The 24,809-nt window shown below is 49.9% G+C and carries 22 protein-coding genes, 1 pseudogene and 1 riboswitch; of the genes and pseudogenes, 7 read left to right on the top strand and 16 right to left on the bottom strand.

The window, feature by feature from the left end; translation table 11 throughout:
- Positions 1-26: 26 nt before the first annotated feature.
- Positions 27-1,007, bottom strand: a complete 981-nt coding sequence (locus XI25_RS20045) for a copper amine oxidase N-terminal domain-containing protein (protein ID WP_046679915.1) — start codon at positions 1,005-1,007, stop codon at positions 27-29.
- A gap of 191 nt (positions 1,008-1,198) precedes the next feature.
- Between XI25_RS20045 and XI25_RS20040 the strand changes: the two genes are divergently transcribed.
- Positions 1,199-2,404, top strand: a complete 1,206-nt coding sequence (locus tag XI25_RS20040) for a cytochrome P450 family protein (protein ID WP_046680001.1) — start codon at positions 1,199-1,201, stop codon at positions 2,402-2,404.
- A gap of 193 nt (positions 2,405-2,597) precedes the next feature.
- Here XI25_RS20040 and arcC read toward each other — a convergent pair whose 3' ends face one another.
- The 6 genes from arcC to XI25_RS20010 all read right to left on the bottom strand — a co-directional run bounded on the left by arcC (position 2,598) and on the right by XI25_RS20010 (position 10,577).
- A complete protein-coding gene (gene arcC, locus XI25_RS20035) occupies positions 2,598-3,551 on the bottom strand; it encodes a carbamate kinase (protein WP_046679914.1) in 954 nt (317 codons plus the stop codon).
- Positions 3,548-4,933, bottom strand: coding sequence for a tetratricopeptide repeat protein (locus tag XI25_RS32365; RefSeq protein WP_082112443.1), 1,386 nt, complete (start codon positions 4,931-4,933; stop codon positions 3,548-3,550). The genes arcC and XI25_RS32365 overlap by 4 nt, the downstream gene beginning before the upstream one ends.
- Positions 4,934-4,964: 31 nt before the next feature.
- Positions 4,965-6,536, bottom strand: a complete 1,572-nt coding sequence (locus tag XI25_RS20025; RefSeq protein WP_046679913.1) for a xanthine permease — start codon at positions 6,534-6,536, stop codon at positions 4,965-4,967.
- An 83-nt stretch (positions 6,537-6,619) separates the two neighbouring features.
- A complete protein-coding gene (locus tag XI25_RS20020) occupies positions 6,620-8,047 on the bottom strand; it encodes a DUF1116 domain-containing protein (RefSeq protein ID WP_046679912.1) in 1,428 nt (475 codons plus the stop codon).
- A 1-nt stretch (position 8,048) separates the two neighbouring features.
- Complete coding sequence (gene fdrA, locus XI25_RS20015) at positions 8,049-9,593, bottom strand: acyl-CoA synthetase FdrA (protein WP_046679911.1); 1,545 nt, start codon at positions 9,591-9,593, stop codon at positions 8,049-8,051.
- Positions 9,594-9,596: 3 nt separating this feature from the next.
- Positions 9,597-10,577, bottom strand: a complete 981-nt coding sequence (locus tag XI25_RS20010) for a DUF2877 domain-containing protein (protein WP_052759688.1) — start codon at positions 10,575-10,577, stop codon at positions 9,597-9,599.
- Between the two features lie 263 nt (positions 10,578-10,840).
- On the opposite strand from XI25_RS20010, the gene XI25_RS20005 reads away from it, so the two are divergent.
- Positions 10,841-12,535, top strand: a complete 1,695-nt coding sequence (locus XI25_RS20005; RefSeq protein WP_046679910.1) for a PucR family transcriptional regulator — start codon at positions 10,841-10,843, stop codon at positions 12,533-12,535.
- 115 nt (positions 12,536-12,650) lie between these two features.
- Here XI25_RS20005 and XI25_RS35060 read toward each other — a convergent pair whose 3' ends face one another.
- The 5 genes from XI25_RS35060 to XI25_RS19990 all read right to left on the bottom strand — a co-directional run bounded on the left by XI25_RS35060 (position 12,651) and on the right by XI25_RS19990 (position 15,484).
- A complete protein-coding gene (locus tag XI25_RS35060) occupies positions 12,651-12,995 on the bottom strand; it encodes a sugar phosphate isomerase/epimerase family protein (RefSeq protein ID WP_235440002.1) in 345 nt (114 codons plus the stop codon).
- A complete protein-coding gene (locus XI25_RS35055) occupies positions 12,968-13,432 on the bottom strand; it encodes a sugar phosphate isomerase/epimerase family protein (protein ID WP_235440001.1) in 465 nt (154 codons plus the stop codon). The genes XI25_RS35060 and XI25_RS35055 overlap by 28 nt, the downstream gene beginning before the upstream one ends.
- A gap of 309 nt (positions 13,433-13,741) precedes the next feature.
- Entirely contained in the window at positions 13,742-13,909 is a 168-nt protein-coding gene (locus XI25_RS33445; RefSeq protein ID WP_160308938.1) for a hypothetical protein, read from the bottom strand.
- A gap of 121 nt (positions 13,910-14,030) precedes the next feature.
- A complete protein-coding gene (locus tag XI25_RS19995; protein ID WP_046679909.1) occupies positions 14,031-14,795 on the bottom strand; it encodes a phosphosulfolactate synthase in 765 nt (254 codons plus the stop codon).
- The gene (locus XI25_RS19990; RefSeq protein WP_235440000.1) at positions 14,792-15,484 is read right to left on the bottom strand and encodes a 2-phosphosulfolactate phosphatase; all 693 of its coding nucleotides are present in this window, start codon (positions 15,482-15,484) and stop codon (positions 14,792-14,794) included. Before XI25_RS19990 ends, XI25_RS19995 begins: the two co-directional genes overlap by 4 nt.
- Before the next feature lie 225 nt (positions 15,485-15,709).
- Between XI25_RS19990 and XI25_RS19980 the strand changes: the two are divergent.
- The 3 genes and pseudogenes from XI25_RS19980 (at position 15,710) to XI25_RS19970 (ending at position 19,383) form a co-directional block, all read left to right on the top strand.
- Positions 15,710-17,133: pseudogene (locus XI25_RS19980) on the top strand (spore germination protein).
- 31 nt (positions 17,134-17,164) lie between these two features.
- Complete coding sequence (locus tag XI25_RS19975; RefSeq protein ID WP_046679906.1) at positions 17,165-18,262, top strand: GerAB/ArcD/ProY family transporter; 1,098 nt, start codon at positions 17,165-17,167, stop codon at positions 18,260-18,262.
- On the top strand, positions 18,259-19,383 hold the full coding sequence (locus XI25_RS19970; RefSeq protein ID WP_046679905.1) for a Ger(x)C family spore germination protein: 1,125 nt from the start codon (positions 18,259-18,261) through the stop codon (positions 19,381-19,383). Before XI25_RS19975 ends, XI25_RS19970 begins: the two co-directional genes overlap by 4 nt.
- A gap of 88 nt (positions 19,384-19,471) precedes the next feature.
- Here the strand turns inward: XI25_RS19970 and purT are convergent, their stop codons facing one another.
- Complete coding sequence (gene purT, locus XI25_RS19965) at positions 19,472-20,632, bottom strand: phosphoribosylglycinamide formyltransferase 2 (protein ID WP_046679999.1); 1,161 nt, start codon at positions 20,630-20,632, stop codon at positions 19,472-19,474.
- Between the two features lie 80 nt (positions 20,633-20,712).
- Positions 20,713-20,792: riboswitch (ZMP/ZTP riboswitch) on the bottom strand.
- Positions 20,793-20,964: 172 nt separating this feature from the next.
- Between purT and XI25_RS19960 the strand changes: the two genes are divergently transcribed.
- Entirely contained in the window at positions 20,965-21,201 is a 237-nt protein-coding gene (locus tag XI25_RS19960) for a helix-turn-helix transcriptional regulator (RefSeq protein WP_046679904.1), read from the top strand.
- The gene (locus XI25_RS19955; protein WP_046679903.1) at positions 21,194-21,523 is read left to right on the top strand and encodes a hypothetical protein; all 330 of its coding nucleotides are present in this window, start codon (positions 21,194-21,196) and stop codon (positions 21,521-21,523) included. The genes XI25_RS19960 and XI25_RS19955 overlap by 8 nt, the downstream gene beginning before the upstream one ends.
- Positions 21,524-21,706: 183 nt before the next feature.
- Here the strand turns inward: XI25_RS19955 and XI25_RS19950 are convergent, their stop codons facing one another.
- From XI25_RS19950 to XI25_RS19940, 3 genes are all read right to left on the bottom strand, one after another.
- Positions 21,707-22,426: a YebC/PmpR family DNA-binding transcriptional regulator gene (locus tag XI25_RS19950; RefSeq protein WP_046679902.1), complete on the bottom strand. Its 720-nt coding sequence runs from the start codon at positions 22,424-22,426 to the stop codon at positions 21,707-21,709.
- Positions 22,427-22,539: 113 nt separating this feature from the next.
- Complete coding sequence (locus tag XI25_RS31495; protein WP_052759685.1) at positions 22,540-23,277, bottom strand: hypothetical protein; 738 nt, start codon at positions 23,275-23,277, stop codon at positions 22,540-22,542.
- Between the two features lie 112 nt (positions 23,278-23,389).
- Entirely contained in the window at positions 23,390-24,808 is a 1,419-nt protein-coding gene (locus XI25_RS19940) for a sensor histidine kinase (protein WP_046679901.1), read from the bottom strand.
- Position 24,809: the final 1 nt, after the last annotated feature.

Genomic DNA, 24,809 nt, shown 5'->3' with positions numbered 1-24,809 from the left:
AGATGCCGGGCTTTAGGCGCATTTCTCTATTTTTGCTCTTCCTCATAGACAACAACGGTTTGACTCTCCGGCTCCCATTTCACTGTCGCATCCAGTGCCTCGCTGATGAATCGGACCGGAACATAAGTGCTGCCCTTGGTAACGGTGACAGGCGCGTCCAAAGGCACCTTTTTGCCGTCAACCGTCGCCGTCTTGCTGTTCACGACCAGTTTAAGGGTTACTCCGTCCTTCTTGACGATGATCGAACGTTCTTCCGGGTTCCAGGTTACCTCGGCCTTCAAGGATTCCGCGATGGCACGGAACGGAACAAAGGTATTCCCTTTTTTGAGGAGGGGTTCAGCGTCTTGCGCCTCGCCATTGACATAAAGCTTAATGCCGTTATTTTTGCCGGCTTTGGCTTGGAGCTTGTCCATCGTTTTGTACAGATCCAGGTTTTTAAAGTTGGCTTTTATGGCTTCTTCCTGAACGTATACGGCATCCGTAACGTTCCCCTTGTCCTCAAGCATTTTGGCTGCGGCTTCAAGCGCCTTGTCCTTTTCCACGATGGCTTGGAGTTCTTTTTTCTGCTCATCGGTCAACTGTGCCTCATATTTAGAGAGAAGAATGTCCGCAAGCACGGCGCCGGCCGGTTTGTCCTTTACGTTTTCAATGGCATGAAGCAGGCCTTTATAGCCTTGGGGGCCCTTGTTTTTGGACTCGGTCGGTTCACTTGGTTCGCTCGGTTCTCCGGAATCAGTCTCCTGACTTTCGGTTTTTAATGACTTGGAATCCTCGACGCTTTTGTCTTCAATTTTAACTTCTTTGACTTCTTTGTCCTCTTTGACTCCTTTGTCTTCTTTCTCCGCTTTGTCTTCTTTGTTTTGGGCTTCTTCGGCCCTAGGCTCTTTCTCCGGCTTCGCCTTTTCGGCTGCGGCAGCGGGCATGTCACCCGGTTTGGCTGAGACTGCCCCGGCGGTTGTGCAGAGTACGAGCGCCAGGCTAGCGATGAAAATGGCTGTTTTTTTCACGATTCTTGTCCCTCCTGATGTTCATTTCGAAAGCATATCTTTTTATCGGTAGAAAAACCGGCAATCCGAATAGGAAAATAGTCATTTTGCGTGCTTTATTCTATCCTTATGGCGGTACATTTGGTTATGGCTGGTACAATGCCCTATAATTGAGTTGCATTCATTTTTATTTTCGAGAGGAGATCGGAATGTTGAACATGAATGAATCCCCTGAAGGTTTGCTGTTTACCGAATCCTTTACTCAAAACCCCTATCCGGTTTACGAGAAACTGAGAAAAAGCGACCCGATGCTGAAGCTCATGTTCCCTGACGGCCAGTACGGCTGGCTTGTCAGCAGCTATGAGGATGCCGTTGCCGTATTGAAGGATCCTCGTTTTGTTAAAGACATCAAAAAAATCCATGGTCCGGAACAAAGCGACGCATTCACGAGCAATATGCTGTTTTCCGATCCCCCGGATCATAAGCGTCTGCGCGGACTCGTTCAAAAAGGCTTTACCCCGCAAAGGATTGCCGACATGAGAGATCATATTCAAGACATTGCGGATAAACTCCTGGATGCCGTTTCGGAAAAAGAGACCATGAATCTCATCGACGACTATGCCTTTCCCCTCCCGATTATCGTAATCAGCGAGATTCTCGGCGTCCCGCATGAAGACCGCGATAAATTCAGAGTCTGGTCAAACTCCATTATTGGGGCTTCCAACCAGGAAACGGATGAAGAGGTTTATCGGCATATGAACGAGTTCCTTCAATATTTGAAAGATTGGTTTGCACAGGTCCGGCAAAATCCGGGCGACGATATGATCAGCCAGCTCGTCATTGCCGAGGAGCAGGGCGACCGGTTAACGGAGCAGGAATTGTACGGCGTGGTTACGCTTATGATCATTGCCGGACATGAAACGACGGTAAATCTGATCGGCAACGGAGTCCTCGCACTGCTCGAGCATCCCGGGCAGCGCAAGCTCCTTCAGCAGCAGCCGGAGCTTATACATGGAGCCATCGAGGAGATGCTGCGCTATAACGGCCCCGTCGAATTCAGCACTTCCCGGTGGGCGGGTGAAGATTTGGAGTTCCGGGGACACCGGATGAACAGAGGGGATCTGGTCATTGTTGCGCTGGATTCCGCGAACCGCGATCCCGAACAGTTCAGCGACCCTGATGTTTTCGATATTACGCGGGAGAAGAGCCCGCATTTGGCCTTTGGAAAAGGGATACATTTGTGCCTGGGCGCACCGCTCGCCCGGTTGGAAGGCGAAATCGCGATCAATACCCTGCTTAAAAGGTTTCCGCAGTTTGAACTGCTCGGGACGATGGACGAACTGGAATGGAGACCCGGCATGATCGTCAGGGGCGTTAAAGAAATGCCGTTATCCCTCGGAAAACGGGACGGTTTATAATTTATCGGATCCACGGGATTGCCGCCTCTCTATTCCGAATCGCCTGGGACATTTGCCGGGCCACCAAGGTTTAGCAATACAGGAAACCCGCAAGACAAACAGAGAATCGGAAACGGTTGGCAGTACGATTAAACTGCTCGAACAGATGAAAAAAAGCTCTCCTGCATTTTGAGAGGAGAGCTTTTCGTTCTATCTAGTTGATGATATGAGTGCCGGCTTGTTTATGGATTGCTTCTTTCAGGCTTTCCGGATTCGTGATAATGACTTTTCTGCCCGGTTTATTCAGAAAATTAAGGCTTGCTTCAATTTTCGGCAGCATGCTTCCCTTAGGGAAATGACCCTGATCGGCGTATGTCCGGATTTCGTCCGCCGATACTTCTTCCAGAGCCTTCTGCTCCGGCGTGCCGAAATTCACGAACACCCGGGGTACGCCTGTCGTGATAATAAGTGCCTCGGCGTCAACCTGTTCCGCCAGCAGACTGGTGGCAAAATCCTTGTCGATGACGGCGTCGATGCCCTCATAGGTGTTGTTTTCCGTTTTAATGACGGGAATGCCGCCGCCGCCGACGGCGATGACCACATAACCGGTCTGAATGAGCGACTTGATTGCGTCCTTCTCGACGATATCGATCGGTTGGGGCGAGGGAACGACCCTGCGGTATCCGCGTCCCGAATCCTCTACGAGCACCCATTCCGGATTGGCCTGTTTCATCTCTTCGGCTTGCTCTGCGGTATAGAAGGAGCCGACCGGCTTGGACGGCGCCCCGAAGTTCGGGTCTTCCTTGCTGACTTCGACTTGGGTGATTACCGTCGCAACTTTTTTGGATATGCCCCTCTTGATGAACTCGTTCGTCAGGGCCTGTTGAATCAGATATCCGATGCCGCCTTGGGTATCCGCCACGCAATTCACCAGCGGTACGGCATTCATTCCGGCAACTTCCGAGGCAACCTCGCTTCTTCTCAACTCGAATCCGACCTGCGGCCCGTTGCCGTGGGTCACAACCACGTCAACGCCTTCCTGCACCATATCGGCAATATTGGTAGCGATTTCGCACACCGCCTCATATTGATCGCGAATGGAATCACGGCCGTTGTCTTTTACGAGCGAATTTCCGCCGATGGCTACAACCACGAATTTTTTATTCATTGCGGACCTCCCGAACCGATCGAAGAGATGCCCAATTCCCGTCCCATTCGGCAGGCTCTGCCGTTCGAAGTGCTAATGGAAAGCGCGTGTTCGATCAGCGTCCTGGCTTCTTCGGTCTGTTGGAGGGCCAGCAAGGAGCTTGCCTTCTCGCAGTAAAAATCCGCATTCGAAGAGTTCAAGCCGATGGCCCTGTCAATCGCTCCGACAGCCCCCTCATGTTCCCCAAGCAGGTTAAGGGACTGGCCCTGATGATAATGATATAACGGATTGGAAGGATCGTGGGCGATCGCGTTTTCGATTGCCTCTACCGCTTCCCGGTGACTTCCCAGCGATCTTAAACTGTTCGCTTTATGGAACGAATAATCATAGCGGCCGGGCTGCTGTGCCAAAAGCCGATCCATGGCGGCCACCGCTTCTTCGTGCCTTCCCAGCTCCCTGAGGTAATTGGACTTATGATACAGGTGGAAGGTCTCGCCCGGTGCGAGTTCAATGGCCTTGTCATATTCCGCCAGGGCTTCCTCCGGCCGTTTCATCATCCGCAAAGCGTTTGCCGTATAGAAATAGAAATCAAGATCGTCCGGCTTGTGTTTCAACGCATCCCGGTAAGCCGCAAGCGCCTCTTCATATCTGCCGAGCTCGCCAAGGAAATAACCTTTATAATACAAGAACTCTTCCGTTGGGCCGCCGCCCTCCTGGAGCGCCTGCTCCATGGCGTAAAGGGCTTGTTCAAACTCCCCGGCCCTGGACGCCGCTTTCGCGCTTCGAATCGCCGGATGTTCGGGCGGATTCTCTTTCTTGAGAATATGAACGACTTTGCTTTGGCCTCTCTCCTCCGCATGCTGCAGGGATGATTTGCCGTCATGATCCGTCAAATGGATATCGGCTCCGGCATTCACCAACAGCTCGATGATATCGGAGTACAGTCGTCCCCCGTTACCGAGGATAACCGCTTCCAAAAGCGCGGACCACCCCAGGTTGTTGACATGGTTGACTGCCACTCCTGCCTCCAGGCAGACCTGAACGGTTCTCAGGTACCCTTTTTCGCTGGAAGGCAGCAGAGCCGTTCCCCCAAACCGGTTGACGCTGCCGATGTCCGCGCCCGCCGCAATCGTCAGCGACAGAATTTCATGGAATCCGTTGGCACCGGCGCACAAGTAAGGAGTCAGCATCGTGATGTCTCTGGCGTTAACGTCACTGCCCGCTTCGATCAGCCTGGCAGCGAGAGCGGCATCGTTTTTTTGAACGGCCGCCATTAACGCCGTGCGGCCGCCGGCATCTTGATAAAGAACATCGGCCCCATCGTTCAAAAGCCGTTCGGCGGCGTCCAAATCTCCGCGCTCGGAGGCCAAGATGAGTTGTTCATTCAGGTTCTGAGTATTCATGGATTGCCTCCCTTTCATTGATGGTTTCGGATCATGACTTGGCTTCGTTGGCTGCCGGAGTATCTTGCGGTTGCAATTTATGGGCCGGATCCCGAAGATCGGCAAAGTGCTTATAGACAAACAGCGCGGCTACCATCAGGTAGGCATAAACGAACGGCATTAGCGATGGTTGGGCAAAGCCTACGGTAGGCGCATGGATGATGCCCAATAAAGACAGTCCGGCCGCGATCACCGCGAAAGTTGCGGCCCGAAGCGGCTTGTTGAGGATGGCGAAAATCGTAATCGATCCCCAAATCAAACTGCTCAGCGGTGCCCCGTTGCCAAGGTGCATTAAGCCGTTATAGTAAACGCCCTTGCTTAAGAGCAGGTCGATTCCTACTTTGGAGGTCGAGGTTCCGGCCGCATTGAATATATTATTGGCGAGCGTCAAAGCCCAGTTGGCAATCCACGGGAACAAGGTGATAAAGATAACGGGCACCTCCGGTTTTGGCGTTTCCCGGACGACCTGGTTGGCGGTGACCACCCCGACGTAAACCAGTATCGGCACGATCGCCACAACCGGAATGATTGACAGTAGCAGCGCCCCGATGCCAAACAGGCTGATGATCAGCATGGCAAATCCCGATGCGATCGTATAACCCAATCCCGCACCGATGGATTTCCATCCGGCATGTCCGATATATACGGTCACGGGGAACGGATTTCCGGTAAATGCCCCGATGCTGGAAGCGATGCCATTGGTCATCATGACTTTGCGGGTATTGTAATTATCGCCTGCGGCATGCGCGCTCTCGATATTTTCCAAGTCGAAAATATAGTTGGCAAGTCCAAGCGGAATCGCCGATGCCAAGTAAGGAAGCGCGTGGGGAATTCCTTGAAGCAGGCTCGTAATATGCACTTCCGGCGGGTTGAATCCCAACGTTCCGAGCGCCGTCGAAATCGCTTCCGGATTTTGCAGCCCGAACACCCACGCCAGCAGCGTGCCTGCGAACAACAGCAGGAAACCTGTCGGAATTTTTTTGAATATCGGCGATTTTCCGAACCAGTTAATGAAGATAATGACCAGGACCACAAAAGCGACGATCGGCGTTTCAAAGGATTGCAGCATCGGGTTCATGGCGAGAAGCAGCAAGCCGAGTCCGGACAAACAGGACAAGAGTACGGTTCTCGGTATCAGCCTTCTGAGAAGATCGCCCAGGAAAGAGCCGACGACAAGGATCATCGCCTCGAAGAAACACCATACCAGGCCGATTTGCAGGGCGAATTCCGCATTGTTCGTTTCTCTGAAAACAGGTATCAATACCAGGAAGGTTACGGTAAAAATGGAGGGGGCGCTTGGGCCTGACGGCAGAGCGGTAATATCGGTTCGACCGGTTTTTTTAGCGAGCTGATAACCGAACCAGCCGTAAGCTATGCTCGCAATGAAGATAGCCAGACCGAATGCGGGAACCACTCTTCCGTACACCATATCCTCCGGGAACCCTACCACGAAGATCAACAGCGAGACCATGGTCAGCAAATTAGTCAAATTGTTGGCCAGCAAACCGAAAAATGCAGCCCAATCTCCTTTTTTCCATAACATTTTCTTTAATGCTTGATCCATTCCATTTCCTCCTCAGCTCGTTAGCAATGCAGTTCCGGAATAAGGATCCTCCGGCAGGGGAACTGCCGGATGGATGTCTTCGATTATTGGATATTTTCGCTTAAGGCAAGCAGAGCTTTTTCGAAGCAATCGACAGGAGGGTGCGTGATGCCGGCCCCGATCATTCCGATGCCGGGGGCCTTGTGCGCGATGGCGGTATTGATGACCGGCAGAATGCCGGTTTGAGCCACCTTGCGGATGTCGATCCCCGTAGGAATGCCGCTGAAATTCAACAACGGGATCGTGACATTCGGATTTTCCGCTGTCGTAATTTCCTTCATTTTGACCGAATAGTTCATCGCTTCATCCACGGTGCCGCCTACAAGCGCAACGATTGCGGGGGCCGTAGCCATTGCGAATCCGCCGATCCCGTAGGTCTCGGTAATCGCGCTGTCTCCGATATCCAGTCCCGCATCTTCGGGTTTGTACCCGGCAAACATCGGGCCGATTACTTTCTGGGCCGGCCCCGTAAACCAGGTGTTCCCCGGCATGCCGCTGACGCGGATGCCGAACTCCACCCCGTTGCGGGCCATCGTGGTGACAATCGTGCTGTGCTCGATGCCGTGCGCCGCATCAAGCGCGCATTTGCAGAGCGCCATCCAGGTCGGACCCGAGAAATAATCGCTGCTGGCCACGAATTCGAATACCTCGATTTTTTGCTCGGTCGTAAAACCGGTCTTTAAAATCAACGGCGTCAGTGCCTGTATCAGCAGCGTCGTGCCGGCATTGTTTCGGTTATGGCATTCGTCTCCCATATGAAGCGCCTGCGAGAGCATCAGCCGCAGATCGATGCCGTTCTCGGAATGTCTCATCGCCTCGCGCAGCATCGGCCCGAGCACATCCCGCATCCAGTTAAGGCGGGCGATAACCGTTTCGTCGTTCGCACCCATCCGCAAGATTTTGGACAGCTGCTCGCTCAGGTTGGTGTAGGCAATGTTGCCGTAAGTCCGGTTCTCGACGATATGCATGAACATCGAAGCCGAGGTGACGCCGGCCATGGAGCCTACGCAATTATGCTCGTGGCATGGAGAAAATGTAATTTCGCCCGACGCAGCCAGCGCTTCGGCTTCTTCCAAATCCTTCGCCAAGCCTTCAAAGACCAGCGCGCCGGTCACCGCCCCTTTCATCGGCCCGCTCATGCGATCCCAGGTTATCGGAGGTCCCGCATGGAGTATCGTCGTTTTGGTCATGCCAGGCACGACATTGATCGCCTGATCGAATCCGATCAAGACCGGCTGCGAATTGACGATCCGCTCTACGGCAAGCTTGTTGGCGGCTTCGATCTTCTCGAGTATTTCCGGTTTTTCAAGCCGGTCCAGAGCCGAAATCAGCTCGGGCTTTCCGCCGCCCGGAGGCCTCCATTCGAGATGGGCAACGCTGCCCTTCTGCTTCAGAATATCCTCTTTGAACATTTCCAGGCCGACGTTGATAACGTGAAGATTGCTCTTGAATAGTTCGTTGATTTTGTTCATGTCAAACTCCCTTCTCTACAAAACCCCGGGAAAGAAGACCGGCGTTCGTGCTGCTGCTGGCATAAGTTACCCCGGCCGAAACCAGCTTGGAGAGCTGCTCCTCGACCGACGGAGAATCCAAGTCGGTTCCCAGGACGTAACCCACGATTTCAAGATGCCGTCCTTCCTGCGCAGCCTCTTTCTTGGCTTCGATGATCGCCGGGAGCATAACCCCTACAGGGTCTTCATGTGCCCCGTAACCGAGCACGAAGTCCATCAGAATCACGCCGACCGAAGGATCTTTCGCTTCCTCCTTGAATCTGGCAATCCGCGTGGAAGGGTCGATCATCGGGTGCGGCTTGCCGTTCGTAAATTCGTCGTCCCCGAAATCGATGAAGGTGTGTGCCTGGCTGACATGGATATCGGCAAGCTTATATTCGGGATCTTTCGGAATGTTGCTGTACACATCGCCGTATTTCTCCATGGCAAGATACATGGCCTCGTCGCAGAGCGTGCCGCCGCAGAACAGGCCGCGGATATATTTTTGCTCCGGCTTCAATTTCGCCTTTACTTCCTCGATGAGCGGCAAGTTCAAAGGATGCTTGTCGATCTTGCTCTCATCCACGCCGGATAGGATGACGGCTTTCAGCGCGGCTTCCTTGGTTGTTTTGGCAAAATGTCCGCCCGCGTTCACAACCGCTTCTTCGGAGCCGCCGATAAAGCAGACCACGACAGGCTTGCTCATGTTTTGAATTTCGGCCAGCACCTTTTGTTCCACGCTTTTGGCCGGAGGTTTCGAAATCAGGACGATCACCTTGGTCGCTTCGTCATGGTTAAGCGCTCTCATGGCGTCCAGCATCATGATGCCGCCGACCTTTTCGCTCAGGTCCCTGCCGCCCGTGCCGATCAGTTGGGAGACGCCGCCGCCGAAATCGTGAATGCGGACGCTGATCTCCTGGCTTCCCGTACCGGAAGCGCCGACAATGCCGATACTCCCTTTCCGAACCTTATTGGCAAAGCATAAACCCACATTTCCAATGATTGCGGTTCCGCAATCGGGTCCCATCATGAGCAATCCGCGTTCATGAGCCAGCGTCTTAAGCTCAATCTCCTCCTCCACGCTTACGTTATCGCTAAACATCATGACGTGGAGATCATGTTCCAGCGCTTTTCTGGCCTCTCTGGCCGCAAAAGCACCGTTGACCGAAATCACGGCCAGATTGGCTGACGGGAGATGCTGAACCGCCGAATCGATGGTTGGAAATTGGAGTTCGCCTCCGCCCAAGCCGCTGTCTTTTTTGGCAAACAGCTGTTCAATGCTTTCATAAGCGCTTTCGGCAGCCTCGGGAGACTCCGTTTTGATGACGATCATTAAATCGCTGTTTTTGGCTTCCGCAAGCTCCTCGGTCATCAGACCGACATTTTCCAGGACTTCTTTGTTCATTTGCGTTCCCATGGCGATAAAAGCCTGCTCGACGCCGGCGATCTGGTTCGCTTTCGTCGATAGCGACATGAGGGAAACCGAATCGAAATACGTGTTTTTCTTAATGACTACTTTGGTCGACATATCTTACCTCCTGCTGAGTTTTAAGTTAAGCTCCAGCCCTTTCGCCAGTCCGAGGGCGATATCGCTTCCGGATGAGGACCCGATATCCAAAACCGCGGAAAGGCTGGAAAGCATCCCGTCCCTGCTGCCATGGATCAGGGAATGCGCAAGATCAACGATGGATTCCCTGACTTGGCCGATCGCTGCCTTTTTCATGGCCATGCAGCTGATCTCGTTCGTCATCGAGGCTGCCGCAGCCTCGACATCCCGGCACCAGAAACGCCGTGAATACAGCGGGCTCTTCGGCAGATTCATCGCCGCAAACAATCCCGTCAAAAAATCGTCGCCGGACGGAGTCAAACCGGGTCCAAGTCCGATTAGTCGAATTGCATAAGAAAAGGCTTTCTCCATACGGACTTGGGACAGCTCCCGAAGAAGGTCCGCCGTACGTTCGTTCAACAATCTTGCCGTTTCGATTTCAATGCTCCCGGCATCGGCCGAGCGGATCGTGCCGCCGCCTCTTCCGCGGCTTCCGATCTCCTTTACGGCCTCGGCCAAATTGGATCTCAGCGGCTCATCCGCAGTAGGATAGGCGGGCAATGCACAGCGCCAAACCGCAGCTTGTTCCACTGAAACAGCCAGCTTGGGACCAAGTAGAAGTTGACCATCCGTCAATATAACCGGGTCGCCAATGGCAAGTCCCCTTCCGGCGCAGCTGTCGATATCCGCCACGATCGTATGAGGAGCATTATCCGTTTTACGGCTTGCAACCGTATACAAATCGCGGGTGAAATCACATTTTATGTTTACCGTTCGATCGAAGATACTGTGAATAGTTCCGCGAAAGCCCCGTTCCCTTAGCCTCTTGATGAATACTTCGTCGCCGGAGATGGCAAAACTGGCATAAGGGTTGTCTTTGCTGCACATAAGCTCGGAATACTTCGTTTGATTTCCTCCTTCATCGATGGGATCCGGTTCCGCCGCGGCGCTTGTCTTGTCAGGCATCCTCTCCCCTTCGAGACAGGTTGCTCCAATCTTCTCCGGCTTGTAGATCAACGATCTTGAATGCTACACTGATATTAAAAAAGCGGGGGAACGTTTGTATCCGTAATTTTTGTGAATTATATCACATCTCGAAAGTTATGCCGTACCTGACACCCTTATTGTAGCCCTGGGCCATAAAACGGTCATTATACAGCGAAACTAAAAACCATGACTATTTATTGTGCACCGTGCACAATACAGGAATCGAGTTTGGGGGTATTTTCATGTTAACCGTAAAAGATATATTGAATATCAAAGCCATAGAAGGAATAAAGCTTGTAGCGGGGGCGGCGGGACTCGATAATCAAATCTCTATCGTCAATATCATCGAAAACCCGGACGTTTTCGATTGGCTGACCTCGAACGAGCTGCTATTATCTACGGGATACATTTTCAAAGACAGCGAGGAGCTGCAAAACAAGATCATTCAAGAGCTGGTGGAAAATAATTGTGCCGGCCTATGCATCAAAATCAAACGCTATTTCGACAAAGTTCCCCGGAACATGATCGATCTTGCCGACAAACACGGACTGCCCATCCTTGAGCTGCCTTTTGAGTATACGCTGTCCCGGGTGATTGCCATCATTAACGAGAAAACCAATGCGGACTATGACGCCATGAACCGGAGATCCCTGGATTTGCATAACGCCCTCTTCAAAATCGCGCTTGAGGGCGGCGGCATTGAGCAGATATCGGCGGAATTGGCCGATACCATTCATAATCCCGTCCTGATCCTTGACCGGGACTGGAATTTACTCGGCTACACGGATCATAAAGACAATGAAGCGCCCCTTCGGCAAATGCTTCCGCTCGTGCGCAATCGCCCCGTCTTTCCCGCGGAATTTACGGAAGCGATTCCAAAATACATCAGCGAGATCAAAAAATCGATCAAACGCACCTACCGTTACCGGGATCAAGCCTTCAAATGCCGAATCATGCCCGTTGCCGTGTCCAATCATGTATACGGCTATATCGTCGTGTTCCAAACCATCCGAATACTGGGCGAATTTGACTATATGGCTTTGGAACATGTATCGACCATCCTGGCGCTGGACCGGATCAAAGCCAAGGAGATCGAAGCGGTCAAGCTGAAAATCAAGCAGGATTTCTTTGATGACTTGTTGTCCGGCAACTTTACCTCGGTAGAGACGCTGCATTCGCTGTCGGACCTGCATGGGCTGAAGGTAAAATATGTTTATTACTGTATGGTCGTTCATATTGAAGCCGATAAGCTGGAGGATTATACGGATATCGTTTACAGAAAATATGAACTGGAGCATATCGCCAAAAAATGTGTAGGTCTGATCTACGGCCAATCCCATAAAGCCAACGGAGAGCTTACCTGTTACTACAGAAACCAGCAGATCATCATTCTGATCGGCAGAAACGAGGAGAAGCCGCCCATTGCCGTAAGCGAGACGAAAACATTCGCCCAGGAACTGCTCGAACTGCTGTCCATGGAGATGAGGGAAGTCCGGTTTATGATGGGCATCGGCAGCCAATACAAGACGCTGCCTTCCCTTCACCGAAGCTTTTTTGAAGCCCAGGAGGCCATGAGGCTGATGCAGAGGTTTAACGATAATCGGACGATTTCCCACTTCGAGGATTATTCGGTCTATCATTTCCTCGATTCCAATATCAAACCCGTCGAGATGGAGGCCTTCTTCCATAAGGTTCTAGGTGTGGTCCATAACCATGATCAAACGGCCAACACCCGTTTCATATCCACCTTGGAGTACTATTTTATGTATAATCAAAACATCACCGAAGCGGCGAAAGCCATGTTTATCCATCGCAACACGTTTATCTACCGCATCGATAAAATCAAGGAATTGTTGGGCACGGACTTAAAAAACGCCGACGAGCTGTTCCAAATCCAGTTGGCTCTAAATCTTTACCGGCTTATGGTTAAGGGATAACCGCTTTCAAATTCGCTATCTCATTGGAAACGGAACACGAAAAACATAAAAAACACTGACGACTCGTCAGTGTTTTTTAACGTATCCCAATACTTGGTTTCTACAATTGAACGTTTCAACCCCAAATATATTGATTTTCCAGGATATTCGTTATCCTGCTAACCAAGTTGGCGTAGCTGATGCCTAGGCTATCCATGACGGGCCCTTTGCATTCGTCCTGTTCGACAATGAACCATTCGACGCCGTTCTCCATCCCCCACTTCAGAATCGGATCAAAGTTGATCAAGCCGGTCCCGATCTCCGCGTAATCCCCGGTCCCGTCCTTAGCCATGTCCTTTAAGTGAAGCAACGGAGCTCGTCCAGTATACCGATTCAAATATTCAGCGGGATCGTAACCCGCTTTTCGGATCCAGTATACATCGGTTTCCGCCTTCACCCCTCTTGCATTCGAGTCGTCCAATAAATACTCCAGGGCCGGACGCCTTCGACACAAACATCAAATTCGAATGCATGATTATGGTAACTGAGCATGATTCCCTTGGACTCGAGGATATCGGCAACTTCCTGAAGTTTTTGCTTGACCAGTCGGTATCCTTCGGGGCTGCGGTATTCCATCGGAGTACCCGGACAAACCAGATGTTTTAATTCAAGGATCCAGGCCTCCTCGATCACGGACTGCAGTTCCCCTACGAGCCGTTCGTATCCGACATGCATTCCCGCTGCCTGAAGGTCCGTTTCTCTGAGCCATGCGGCAACTTGCTCGGGAGAATGTCCATGGTATCCCGCCAGTTCGACGCCTGCCCACCCCATGGATTTCAACTGCCGCAGCACGCCGGGAAAATCCAGATCCAATTCATGGCGCAAAGTGTAAAGCTGTACGGCTAATGAAGCCTTCATCTTATTTCCACCCTTCGATTCTGTTTGCGGCTCAGGCCTATATCGTTCCTATGATACAATATAGAAACAGTGGAAGGTTTGGGCTATATATCAGTATTTACTTTCGTATACAACTGTTGATAAGATCACGAATCCGATAAGGATATTGATTTTAAAGCTTCCTGAAGCGGGATCGGATTAAAATATTCGCGCCACAACGTAATACGGCCCTCGTGCAGCCGAAATAGACTGATGTAAGATTGTTCGTACGCGTAACCGCTGCCCGAAACGATGCCTTTGGCCATCATCTCGGCAAACAACAAATCCGGTTCACGGCGGCTGCACGATCACGGCATGTTTTCCCTTCTGCTCCCGATAAAAGGCTTGGTTTGGAGACAAACGCTCCCATTGCGATAATCTGAATGGATTCGCACCCGCTCCTCCGTCGGCAAATACGGGGATTTCAGCAAATGTTGGCACGTTGGCCGGATTATTCATGCCGTTCACCTCTTTTTAGCGTATTTACAAGGATTTGCATTATTAAAAAGCGTAATGCCAGCACTACGCTTTTTAATGATTATATGAATGAATACGTCCCCCTTGTCAATCCTGTTTTTGATTAATCAAAAGTATGGAACGTATCTGACCGAAGGCCCAAACGAAGCGTCTCAAGCCCGATGGGATCGGCGAACGGGATATTCCCCAGATTTACATTGGAACCGGCCAATCGGATAAAGCAAGTCTGGAGCATTTTGTTCGGCGCTTCGAAAATAACCCGGTCCAGGCTTATGCCAGAGCCTATAATCTGGTCTATGATATCCAGCCTGATCTCGCCTTTGGCATTGCATATCCCGCTGGTTCCGCTTTCTCTTGCTTCCGTGATGACCTTGTATGCCCCCGCGTCTAGATCCTCCATGATGGCCTCTGTCCATTCGGCGGAGTTTTGCTTGCACGATACCTCCGCATCTTTGTGCCCCACCTCGCTGAAGACGATGAATTCATGGCTAAAATCCTTGATATACCCCGCTTTTTCCCGGTTTGAAATGGAAAGCGTGCCGTTTGATATTTCAATATGCGAAGCATGACATCGCAAGCAGAAATCCCTAAACTCATCCAGCCTATTCTGGCTTAAAAATTTCTCGAATAAGGTGCCTCCAAAGAAAAATTCAATCTTGAACTCGCGCAAATGAGCAATTTTTTGTTCGAGATGCGGCGAAACGATGGATGTGCCCCAACCGAATTTGACGTAATCGATATACTCCGAAGCGCTTTCGATCGTATCCCTGAAAAAGTTAAGCGGAACTCCGTTATCGATCAGCACCGTCAAACCGTTCCGTCTGGGTTTGAGCTGCCGTTCGGGCAGCACAAGTCCTGTATTGATCATATGGGTACCCTCTCAATCCTTGGTATGTTATCAACGCGAACGACTTTCATGACAAATCCGCACTCCTGTTCCCGGATACAATAAGGAATGTCATCCTTATCAAATTCGGTTATGGTGTCGTCGAGGAACTTTTGGGCGGCTTCAGAAGCTATAATCCGAGCCGCCGTTTCTTCGGAGGTTGGACCGTTTACGTTGAGAAGAATGCTTTTCATGTACTGAGCGCATGCCAGATCATCGTCTCCCGACGGATGTGACGCGATGATTTTGACGGTCAAGCGGGGATCGTTCTTCAAGAGGCGATGCTTGATATGCAAAGCCGTCGTTTTCGCATTGGAAAAACCGGTTACATAGACATGGTCCGCATTCAAGGCATTCAGTACGGCCTTTACGCCATTGGTCGTCTTTTGAATCAAATACCTGCCCTCGACATCACGGCTGTTCAGGCGTGCCGGAGAGTTATCGAGATCAAAACCTTCTATCGGCAAACCTTCCGCTTCGCCGGCCAATAGAAAATCGGGGTTCATCTCTTTCATCCGGAACGCCTCATGAACGGTCCCTGCGAGCTCTATTCCCCGTACCCCTTTCATAAAAGCATAATGCGCTACCGTAAAGGCCCGAAGTACATCGATTACGATATGAACGTTCGAAAAATCCGGAAAGGGACCGCTCCCTTGCACTATCTGAACCACCGGCACTGAACCTCCGCTTCTTTTTTCGTCGTAGTCATCCGCTTAGGGGTGCAATGACAGTATATTCGCCCAGATGACAAACGGTGCCGTTTCTTCATCGCGTAACCTTATCAAGGTTCCCGTAAGAACGTCTCTGATCGGATCATGTTCGGCTAAACCGGAATACTGCTCCGGATTTCTGGAGATATTACCCTTATTAATTACTCCGGAAGGCGTGCTTAAATCATGAAACAAACGTATGGGGCTGATTCATCCTCACTGGATAAAAATGTGGACTTTATAAAGAATGCCTTGTTTCAATCCAATGACCTGAAAATCACCCGGCAGGATTATAAAGGATCGCGCGGAGTTTTGCTTTTTCTCGAGTCGCTGGCGGATCCCGAGCTCATTGAGCGAAATATTCTTACGCCGCTGAACCGGAGCGAGAACAAGGATCTCGATGAGGTTTTTACCACGCTTTCGCATACGCTCGAATCAGACCCGGATAAAGGCGTGCAAGGGCTGCTACAGGGCAGCAGTCTTTATTTGATGGAGGGGAACGAGAAGTTTTACATACTAGCCACGCCGGCTCAATATTCCCGGAGCATTACGGAGCCGGAAAACGAAGCCATCATTCGCGGAGCGCATACCGGATTTATTGAGGATTTAAAAACCAACTTATACCTGATTCGAAAACAGATCAGCAGTCGCAGTCTTACGGTCCGTTATTTATCGGTGGGAAAGACCGCTCCAAAACAAGTTGCTTTGGTTTATATGAACGATCTTGCGGAACAACAAACCATTGAAAAAGTGGAGTCCCGTTTAAAAGAAATCCCTCTCGATAAAATCGTTTCCACTGGATTCATTCAGGAAATGATGGAGGATAACCCTTATTCCATCTTTCCTCAGCATTTGAACACGGAACGTCCCGACCACGCGAGCGCTTATTTGCTTACAGGACATATTGCAATCATGCTGGAAGGAGATCCTACCGCCTTGATTGTGCCCGTCAGTTTTTTTGCATTTTATAAAACCCCCGACGACTATAACAACCGGTGGATGATTGCTTCATTCGTGCGCATTATACGGCTAATCAGTTTTGTCTTGGCCTTTCAATTGCCAGCCATCTATATCGCAACCGTTTCCTTTCATTCCAACGTTTTGCCGCTCCAGCTTTTCTTTACGGTTCAAGGATCGTTAACCCGTATTCCCTATCCGCCTCTGGTCGAGGCGATGTTTCTCGAATTAATATTCGAATTGCTCAGGGAAGCCGGACTTCGTCTACCAAGCCGGGTTGGGCAAACGATCGGGATTGTGGGCGGTCTGGTCATTGGCGATGCCATCGTGAAAGCCGGTTTGATCTCTTACACCATGATTATTGTTGTTGCCTTAACGGCCATCGCATCCTTTCTTATCCCTTCCAATGAAATGGGCGCAGCATCCGCATATTAAGGTTCCCCCTTATGGTAGCCGCCTCCATTTTTGGATATATCGGCATTTCTTTCGGATTAACCATCCTGTTCGTCCATTTATGCAAGCTGGAATCGTTCGGAAAGCCTTACTTAACGCCTCTGTCTCCCCTTCAATTCAGCGGATTAAAGGATACCTTTTTGCGATTTCCCATTTGGAGCATTCGGAAATTCAAGGGAAGACTAAACGCTAAAAAATAGCCACATTCTCAATGTAAAGGATGACGCTCCCATGACCCAAATCCCCAAAAAAATCTCGCTCAGACAATTGTTTTTGTTCATTATCCAGGCGCAAATCGGGGTTGGCGTTTTATCCATTCCTTTTAAACTGAGCGAAGACGCCAAGGGCGGAAGCGGTCTTTCCGTGATTGTGGCGGGAATAATCACCCAAATCCTCATTCTCATGTTATGGGGATTGATGAATCGCTATCCCGGACAAAACTTGTACCGTATTTTCATTCAATTTGCAGGCCCTTTTCTGGGACGGCTTTTGATCGCATTGTACATCGGTTACTTTATCGTGCTCGGCGCCAATATTATGCTCAGCGCGGTGGAAGTCCTTCAACGGTGGATGCTTCAATCAACCCCAAAGTGGATTTTATTGGGCCTGTTCAGCATCATGACGCTCAATCTTGCCCGAGAAAAGTTCAATGTTTTGGCCAGGTTCTATACACTGGCGTCATTCCTGTTTGTTCCCTTGATCCTATTAATCAGTTACGGTTTGACGCAAGCGCGCCTTGAATATACGTTACCCATCTTTGAAGCGGGTTTCCCGGGTATTCTTAAAGGTGCCAAGGATTCTACCATTTCCATGTACGGGTTTGAAATCATGCTCATCATTTTGCCGCTTGTCGAAGGAACGAGTAAACAAAAGGTGTTCAGGATTTGCATGGCAAATGTATTTGTGACGCTTTTCTACTTCTTTGTCGTGACGACCTGCCTTATGGTTTTTAACTCGGAGCAACTAAGGATCATTCCCGAGCCGGTCATTTATCTGATGAAAACTTTGAATTTTTATATCTTTGACCGGGCTGATGTTTTGTTTTTGCCCATATGGTCGATCACGCTGGTTTGTTCCATAGCCAGCTACTGTTATGCGGCATCGGTAGGGTTAACCGAAATGTTCAATCAAAAGAATCACAGAAATTTTGCTCCTTATGTCATCCTTTTGATTTACGGCATTGCGCTAGTCCCGGTAACCCCGACGTCGATACGCATGCTTGATCAAATTGCCGAATATTTGGCTTATTCGTTCATCGGCATTTTACCTGCAGGAATGATGTTGCTTTCTTTTTTAACCAAAAGGAAAGCGGGTGAAATTCCTTCATGAAGGCTGTATTTTGTCTCTTGTCGATGATTCTGGCCGCCGTCTTCTTGGCAGGGTGCTGGGATCGCGAATATCTTAAAGACCTGAATTTGGCCTACAGCGTGGGCTTTGATCTTACCGAAGAAATGAAGATGCAGGAAACCGTGGAAATCATATTTCCTCCCGAAGCCGAGCAGATGAGTACAATCAATGAAATATATACCTGCACAGGGCAGACTCCGCGAGACGCAAGCAACAGAATTCGTAATAAAGTTCGCGGAAATATCAGGTTTATTAAAAATGGGATCCGCTTGATCGGGAAGCCCTTGGCTGAGCATGGCATTTATTCGACGCTTAACGTGAATTTCAGGGATCCAAGCAATCCTACATCGAATGTCAGGGTCATCATTACAGACCAAAAGGCCTCGGATATTCTTTTTATGCAAAAAGTGGGCGAATTAAAAATCGGCGAGTTCATTACGCAGAAAATCAAAAGCCTGGAAGAAATGAGTCTGTTTTATCCGCCGGAAACGGTAGACTCCTTATTTCGCTCCCTGAAGGATCCTGGCCAGGACTTTGCTCTCCCCTATATTGGCCAAGAGGGGAAAGATCTTGCAGCCAAAGGGGTTGCTCTCTTTCATAATGAACATTACACCGGATTGTTGAATACGGATCAAGCCATCATGTTGACCCTGCTCAAGGGAGGATCCGGCGATAATGCACGGTTTACCAAAAAAATCGAAATGAAAGACCCCAACCCCATCCTCGGTTCCATCAGTTTTAATGTCGGCCAAAAAAAAATAAGACGGTCTTTCAAGGTCAAGGTATCGCCGCAAGGCGATATCGATGTCTATCTGGGCATAAAGCTGCATGCGATCATAGAAGAATACACGGGGCAGCATTTGCTGACCGAAAAAAACATAAACAGCATGAACAAAAAACTGTCCGAGATGTTGACGGAACAAGCCGAAGAAGTCATCCGAAAGGTTCAGGAGGCGAATTGCGATATTTTTGGAGTAGGAAGGCATCTCATTGCTTATCACAACAAAATTTGGAGAAGCAAAAACTGGTCTACGGATTATAAAGAGGTTCGCTTTCACGCCAAAGTCGACTTGAATATCGTGGATACCGGAGTGCTGCGTTAAACCAAAGAAAAACCATAAAAACTGCCGTCACGGCAAGCTTTTATGGTTTTTGGCATTTACAGCATCAGCCGGATGTTATGGCGCACGCCTAAACATCCTCTACGGCAAGACAGTCCAAAGCCTGTTTGGCCCGCATCCGTGCCACTTCCGTTGTCTCGCCCGCAGATAACGCAACAGCCATTCGCCGGCCGGGTTTCGTAATCGGTTTGGCGAAAATTCGAAGCTGGGTATTAGGTACCCTCAAAGCCTGTTCCAACCCCGTAATCGAATAATTTTCAAGCTCCCGATCGGCCTTTAGCGGCCGGCTGGACCCGGGCGTTACCAAAAGTATTTCAGGGATCGGGTACCCCAAAATTGCCCGGACATGAAGCGCAAACTCGGACAAATTCTGCGTGGCAAGCGTCACCAATCCGGTATCATGAGGACGCGGTGAAACTTCGCTGAAATAAACCTTGTTCTCCGCGAGAAACAACTCAACCCCGAAAAGCCCGTAACCGCCCAGTTCGTCGGTAATGGCTTGAGCAATATGCTTGGCTTCCGCAATCTGGGCTTCCGTCATGGCATGAGGCTGCCAGGATTCAATATAATCGCCGCTCTCCTGAACATGTCCGATCGGAGCGCAAAAGCTTGTTCCGCTGACCGATCGTACGGTGAGCAGTGTTATCTCCGATTCGAACCGGATGAACTCCTCAACAATGACACGGCCGTTTTGCACCCGTCCGCCTTCCATGGCGATGACCCAGCATTTCTCGATGTCCCCCTCTTCCCGGCAAACGCTCTGCCCTTTCCCCGAAGAGCTCATGAGCGGTTTAATCACGCAAGGGTAGCCGATTTCTTTAACTGCCGCAACAAATTCTTCAAAAGTTTCCGCGAACCTATAACCGGCTGTGAGCAAGCCGAGTTTCTCCGCAGCCAAACGTCGAATCCCTTCCCGATCCATCGTCAGTTTTGCCGCCCGTGCCGTAGGAATAACCCGGTACCCTTCCTCTTCCAGCTTCACCAGTTCCGAGGTGGCAAGCGCTTCGATCTCGGGGACGATCAAGTCCGGGTTCTCAAGCTCGATCACCTCTCTCAACCGCCGGGCATCCAGCATATCGATCACGTGGCTGCGATGGGCAACCTGCATCGCCGGAGCATGGGCATAGCGGTCTACCGCTATCGTCTCAACCCCGAGGCGCTGTGCCTCGATCAAAACTTCCTTCCCTAATTCTCCCGAGCCGAGCAGCAGCAATTTCTTGGTTTGAAACATGGTATCATCCTCCGCTAAATTTAATGGTTCTGCAATGGAAACAATCAAAAAATGAAAAAGAGGCAAGGAAATAAACTCCTTACCTCTGCCCAGGCGTACGGCCGTTTCATTTATGTGCTCCCTCATGGTTGCCCATGCTACGCCAGTCACACATAAATCTTTCTATTGTCACGTAAATCATACTGAAAACCGGATAGGTTTGCAATATGATCGGTTATTTTCTTTGTTGTTTGCGTGCTTAATCCAATCCGCAAAAATTTTGAATATCATTTTCGTATAACTTTACTTTACTTTTTTATAAGAATATTTTATTCTGTTCTTGGGGGTGGCCAATATTGGAAAATAAATCAGACTCCATTGTTAATAAAGTTTATGAATTCAGGGTGTTGAAAAAAATGTCTCAAAGCGATCTTGCCAAGGCTGTGGGAGTATCTAAACAAACCATATTTGTTATGGAAAAAAATAATTACTCTCCATCTTTGCTGCTTGCTTACAGAATCGCTAATTTTTTCGAGGTAAGCATTGAAGAAATTTTCACTTATGAAAAAGGGGGAAGTCAAAATGATTAATCATTTGGATGTGTGGTTGGGCAACAACAGCAACTTTAACTTGTTTGTCGGGATTATTTCTTCTGTTGGATTAATAAGCGCCATTATTTACACTTACTTTCTCAGTAAAATTGGCAAAAAAGATGAATACAGTCTACAGATCAGACTAAATGTAACGAACAAAATGTTTATATCGCTTACCATTTTATTCATTCTTTTTGCCTTGTTCGTTCCAAGTGAAGTGGTGTACGTTAAACAAATCATTTATATGTGTTTTTCAATTACAGTACTGGTTGGCGCTATTTCAGCTGCTTACTATTATATTAGAGACTTCAAAAGTTAAAGAGATCTACCCTATCGGTATCATAGAAACATGAAAATTTTTATTGTTTTTGGCCGCACTCCATACAGCAGCATTTTTTTGTTTCCAATTGAAAAATAAAAGAGGCAAGGAGAAAGAAATCTCCTTACCTCTTTCCAGACGTGCGGTTGCTGCTGAGCACGTAGGATAGTCGCAAACAGACTCCTAATCCTCCAGCTCCACATTATGATAGACTTGCTGCACATCTTCCAGATCTTCGAGTGCATCAATCAATTTCTCGAATTGAGGCACCGCATCCGCCGGAAGCTCGACGTAGTTCTGAGCAAGCATCGTTAATTCCGCAACGGTAAACTCGGTGATGCCTGCGGCGCGGAATGCTTCCTGCACTTCATGGAATTGATCCGGCTCCGCATATACGATGACGGCATCTTCTTCCTCCAGAATATCGCGCACCTCTACGTCCGCTTCCATCAGCAATTCGAACACTTCATCCAACGTCTTGCCCGTAACGCCGATGACGGCCGTCGCATCGAACATGTATGCCACCGATCCGCTTACGCCCATGTTTCCGCCGTTTTTGTTAAAGGCAGCACGTACCGCCGAAGCCGTACGGTTCACGTTGTTGGTCAAAGTATCGACGATGACCATGGCGCCGTTCGGTCCAAAACCTTCGTAACGGAGCTCCGTATACGTTTCTTCGGCGCTTCCTTTCGCTTTATCCAGGGCCCGGTCGATGATCGCTTTAGGTACATTATATGTTTTGGCACGCTCCAGAACGACTTTCAGGGCGCGGTTCGATTCGGGATCCGGCTCGCCCTTCTTGGCAGCCACATAAATTTCAACCCCAAATTTAGCGTATATACGGCTGGTATTTGCGTCCTTCGAGGCTTTCTTCTCTTTAATATTATTCCATTTACGACCCATGTTGTTCCCGCTTTCTATATGAATTTACTTTCCTATTATATCATCATCTCCCCAATTGAAAAAATGCCGGATTGCAGAAAAAGAAAAAGACCGCCGTTCGGCGGTCGTCAACCTTAGTTGGAGCTGCTTGGCAGCAACCAATCCCCCTCTTGAATCGCGCGCACCGTGTCAATCTCTCCGGTTCCGCGGCTCAGATCGGCGTGATTGAAATGTACGAAATATACCGTACCTTCAATCAAATTGACCGGACCGATCCCATCCCAACTGTTCGGATACCAATTGATCTCAACCTCACCCGTGCCTTTTTCAAAATACTTGCTGCTGACCCAGTATCCCTGCTCGGGAACGTTGATTCCCTTCTCTTTTAATGCTTTAAGAGCCGACTGGATGAAAGGGGCAGCTTGTTCGTCCGTCATGCCGGTAGGAAAAATCATTTTGCCTTCTTCGCCGGTAGCCTTTAACTCGGGAGCTGCAGCGGCGGCAGGTTCGCTCTTTCCGCTGGCCGATACAGGCTGCTCTGCGGTTTCATTTCCTTTTTCCGGGATAGGTGCGGATTCGCTGCCATTCTTCGCCGCAGGTTGCGGAGCGGATCCGCTTTCTTTTTGCAAGACAGGGGCAGTCTCGATGCCATTATCCGCCGCGGGTTGCGCAACGAATCCGCTCCCCGGGACCAGTTCGGGCTGCACATCGAACGTTTTGGCTGGCGCCGATTCTGTCAGAACCACGTCCTTTTTGGCATCGATCGGCGTCTGGGCGAACGCCGGGAGCGAGAAGCATGCAACGGCCAAAGCCGCTCCCAGGGAAGTAAGCATAAAACCCGTTTTCTTTTTTCTGGATGGATGGTTATTCATGATATTTCCTCCTTGGCTTATATGTCTCGAAATTCCGGAATTTCGACAAGACCAGAATAGCACCGGGCTGTCAGGAATAAATCTTGGAGATGACAAGAAATTGTAAAAACTTCTAACCCGGAATCTTCACGATCACTGTTGTGCCCAAACCCTCTCGGCTGATTAAGGAAATATTCCCGCCATGCGCTTCCGCAATCGCCCTGCATAACGACAGGCCGAGACCATGCCCGTTCTTCTTGCGGTCGCGCGAGCGGTCCAGCATGAAAAACGGCTGAAACACATCCTCCAGGCGCTCCTCCGGAATACCGTATCCCCGGTCGATCACCCGGAATACGACATATGCGCCTTCACGGTTCGCCCGAAGTTCAATCACGGAGGCTTCCGGCGAAGCTTTAGACGCATTTTCAGCCAGGTTTCCAAGCAGGATCAGCCACAATTCAGGGTCTACGGTCACTTCGGCAACATCGATGTTTACATCCAATCTCTGGCCTTTGCGCGAGAGCACATAGGAGGAGGCCCTCTCCAATTGTCCGGTTATTTCCGTTACCTGAACGGTTCTCCTGGCAACGGTTTTCCCGTCGGATATGCGGAATAGATCCATCAGCTTGACCGCCAGCTCATCCAGGCGTTTGCTTTCCGATCGGATAAAGCCTACTGCCTGTTTCTGGTCTTTTTCATTCAAATTGTAAAGCTCCAACAGACTGGCATATCCCATAATCGAGGTGAGCGGCGTCTTCAATTCGTGCGCAAAACTCGCGATAAACGTCTCTCTTTCATCGATCATTCGCTGGAGCATGCCGGTTTTTACCTGAACCGCCTCGGCCATATCGTTAAAATCAGCTGCAAGGCGGCCAACCTCATCGTCCCGCTCGACCTTGATCCGCTGTTCATATTGTCCTCTCGCAATTGCTTTTGCGTTTTGCCACAGTTGGTCAAGCGGACGGAGCGCGCGTTTCAAAATGATAAACAGGCCTCCGGCGACAACCGTCATGCCCCCCGCGAGCCATATCGAAATTTGGGCTGCGAGTTTTTTCGTATCCTCCTTCACCGCCGTAATGTCCCGCTCATAATCAAGCCGGTATTTGCCGTTTCCCAACTGGACCCATCCGGAAACGAAAATAACCGATCGGCTGCCTACGGAGCGCATGACATAGCTGCGTTCCCCGGTATATGCCGGTTGGAGAGCCATGCTGTTCTCGTCGACTGCAGCCATACTGCTGTAGAGCTTTTTTTCGTCCCGGTTGGTTACGGCGATAAAACTCGACTTGTCCGTATAATAACGGCCGTAATTTTGCACGGCTTTACGGATCAGCTCGCGTTCCAGTTCCGGGTTTCCTTGGTACAGCGCCTCATTCGCATTCGCATAAATCTGCAGCGCGTCATTCAGCATGGCATGCTTGTCCAATGCATTCTCATACTCTTTTTGAAGATTATGTTCCCCGGTAATGGCTACAATCCGGAAGGAAAACACAAAAATAATAAGCATGATCCAGGCAAATACCGTCCAATAGATCTTTAACCATAAAGCCATG

This window comes from Paenibacillus sp. DMB20, assembly GCF_000987955.1.
Lineage (GTDB): Bacteria > Bacillota > Bacilli > Paenibacillales > Paenibacillaceae > Paenibacillus_AQ.
Note: the sequence above shows the minus strand (reverse complement) of the source record. Positions and strands in the feature narration are given on the sequence as shown.

Coding starts and splice junctions, on each gene's coding strand:
- arcC (WP_046679914.1), bottom strand. CDS start 3,551: ATGAATAAAAAATTCGTGGTTGTAGCCATCGGCGGAAATTCGCTCGTA.
- XI25_RS19950 (WP_046679902.1), bottom strand. CDS start 22,426: ATGGGTCGTAAATGGAATAATATTAAAGAGAAGAAAGCCTCGAAGGAC.
- XI25_RS19955 (WP_046679903.1), top strand. CDS start 21,194: ATGATTAATCATTTGGATGTGTGGTTGGGCAACAACAGCAACTTTAAC.
- XI25_RS19975 (WP_046679906.1), top strand. CDS start 17,165: ATGACCCAAATCCCCAAAAAAATCTCGCTCAGACAATTGTTTTTGTTC.
- XI25_RS19995 (WP_046679909.1), bottom strand. CDS start 14,795: ATGATCAATACAGGACTTGTGCTGCCCGAACGGCAGCTCAAACCCAGA.
- XI25_RS20025 (WP_046679913.1), bottom strand. CDS start 6,536: ATGGATCAAGCATTAAAGAAAATGTTATGGAAAAAAGGAGATTGGGCT.
- XI25_RS20005 (WP_046679910.1), top strand. CDS start 10,841: ATGTTAACCGTAAAAGATATATTGAATATCAAAGCCATAGAAGGAATA.
- XI25_RS32365 (WP_082112443.1), bottom strand. CDS start 4,933: ATGAATACTCAGAACCTGAATGAACAACTCATCTTGGCCTCCGAGCGC.
- XI25_RS19940 (WP_046679901.1), bottom strand. CDS start 24,808: ATGGCTTTATGGTTAAAGATCTATTGGACGGTATTTGCCTGGATCATG.
- XI25_RS19970 (WP_046679905.1), top strand. CDS start 18,259: ATGAAGGCTGTATTTTGTCTCTTGTCGATGATTCTGGCCGCCGTCTTC.
- purT (WP_046679999.1), bottom strand. CDS start 20,632: ATGTTTCAAACCAAGAAATTGCTGCTGCTCGGCTCGGGAGAATTAGGG.
- XI25_RS20010 (WP_052759688.1), bottom strand. CDS start 10,577: ATGCCTGACAAGACAAGCGCCGCGGCGGAACCGGATCCCATCGATGAA.
- fdrA (WP_046679911.1), bottom strand. CDS start 9,593: ATGTCGACCAAAGTAGTCATTAAGAAAAACACGTATTTCGATTCGGTT.
- XI25_RS31495 (WP_052759685.1), bottom strand. CDS start 23,277: ATGAATAACCATCCATCCAGAAAAAAGAAAACGGGTTTTATGCTTACT.
- XI25_RS20020 (WP_046679912.1), bottom strand. CDS start 8,047: ATGAACAAAATCAACGAACTATTCAAGAGCAATCTTCACGTTATCAAC.
- XI25_RS33445 (WP_160308938.1), bottom strand. CDS start 13,909: ATGAATAATCCGGCCAACGTGCCAACATTTGCTGAAATCCCCGTATTT.
- XI25_RS35055 (WP_235440001.1), bottom strand. CDS start 13,432: ATGAAGGCTTCATTAGCCGTACAGCTTTACACTTTGCGCCATGAATTG.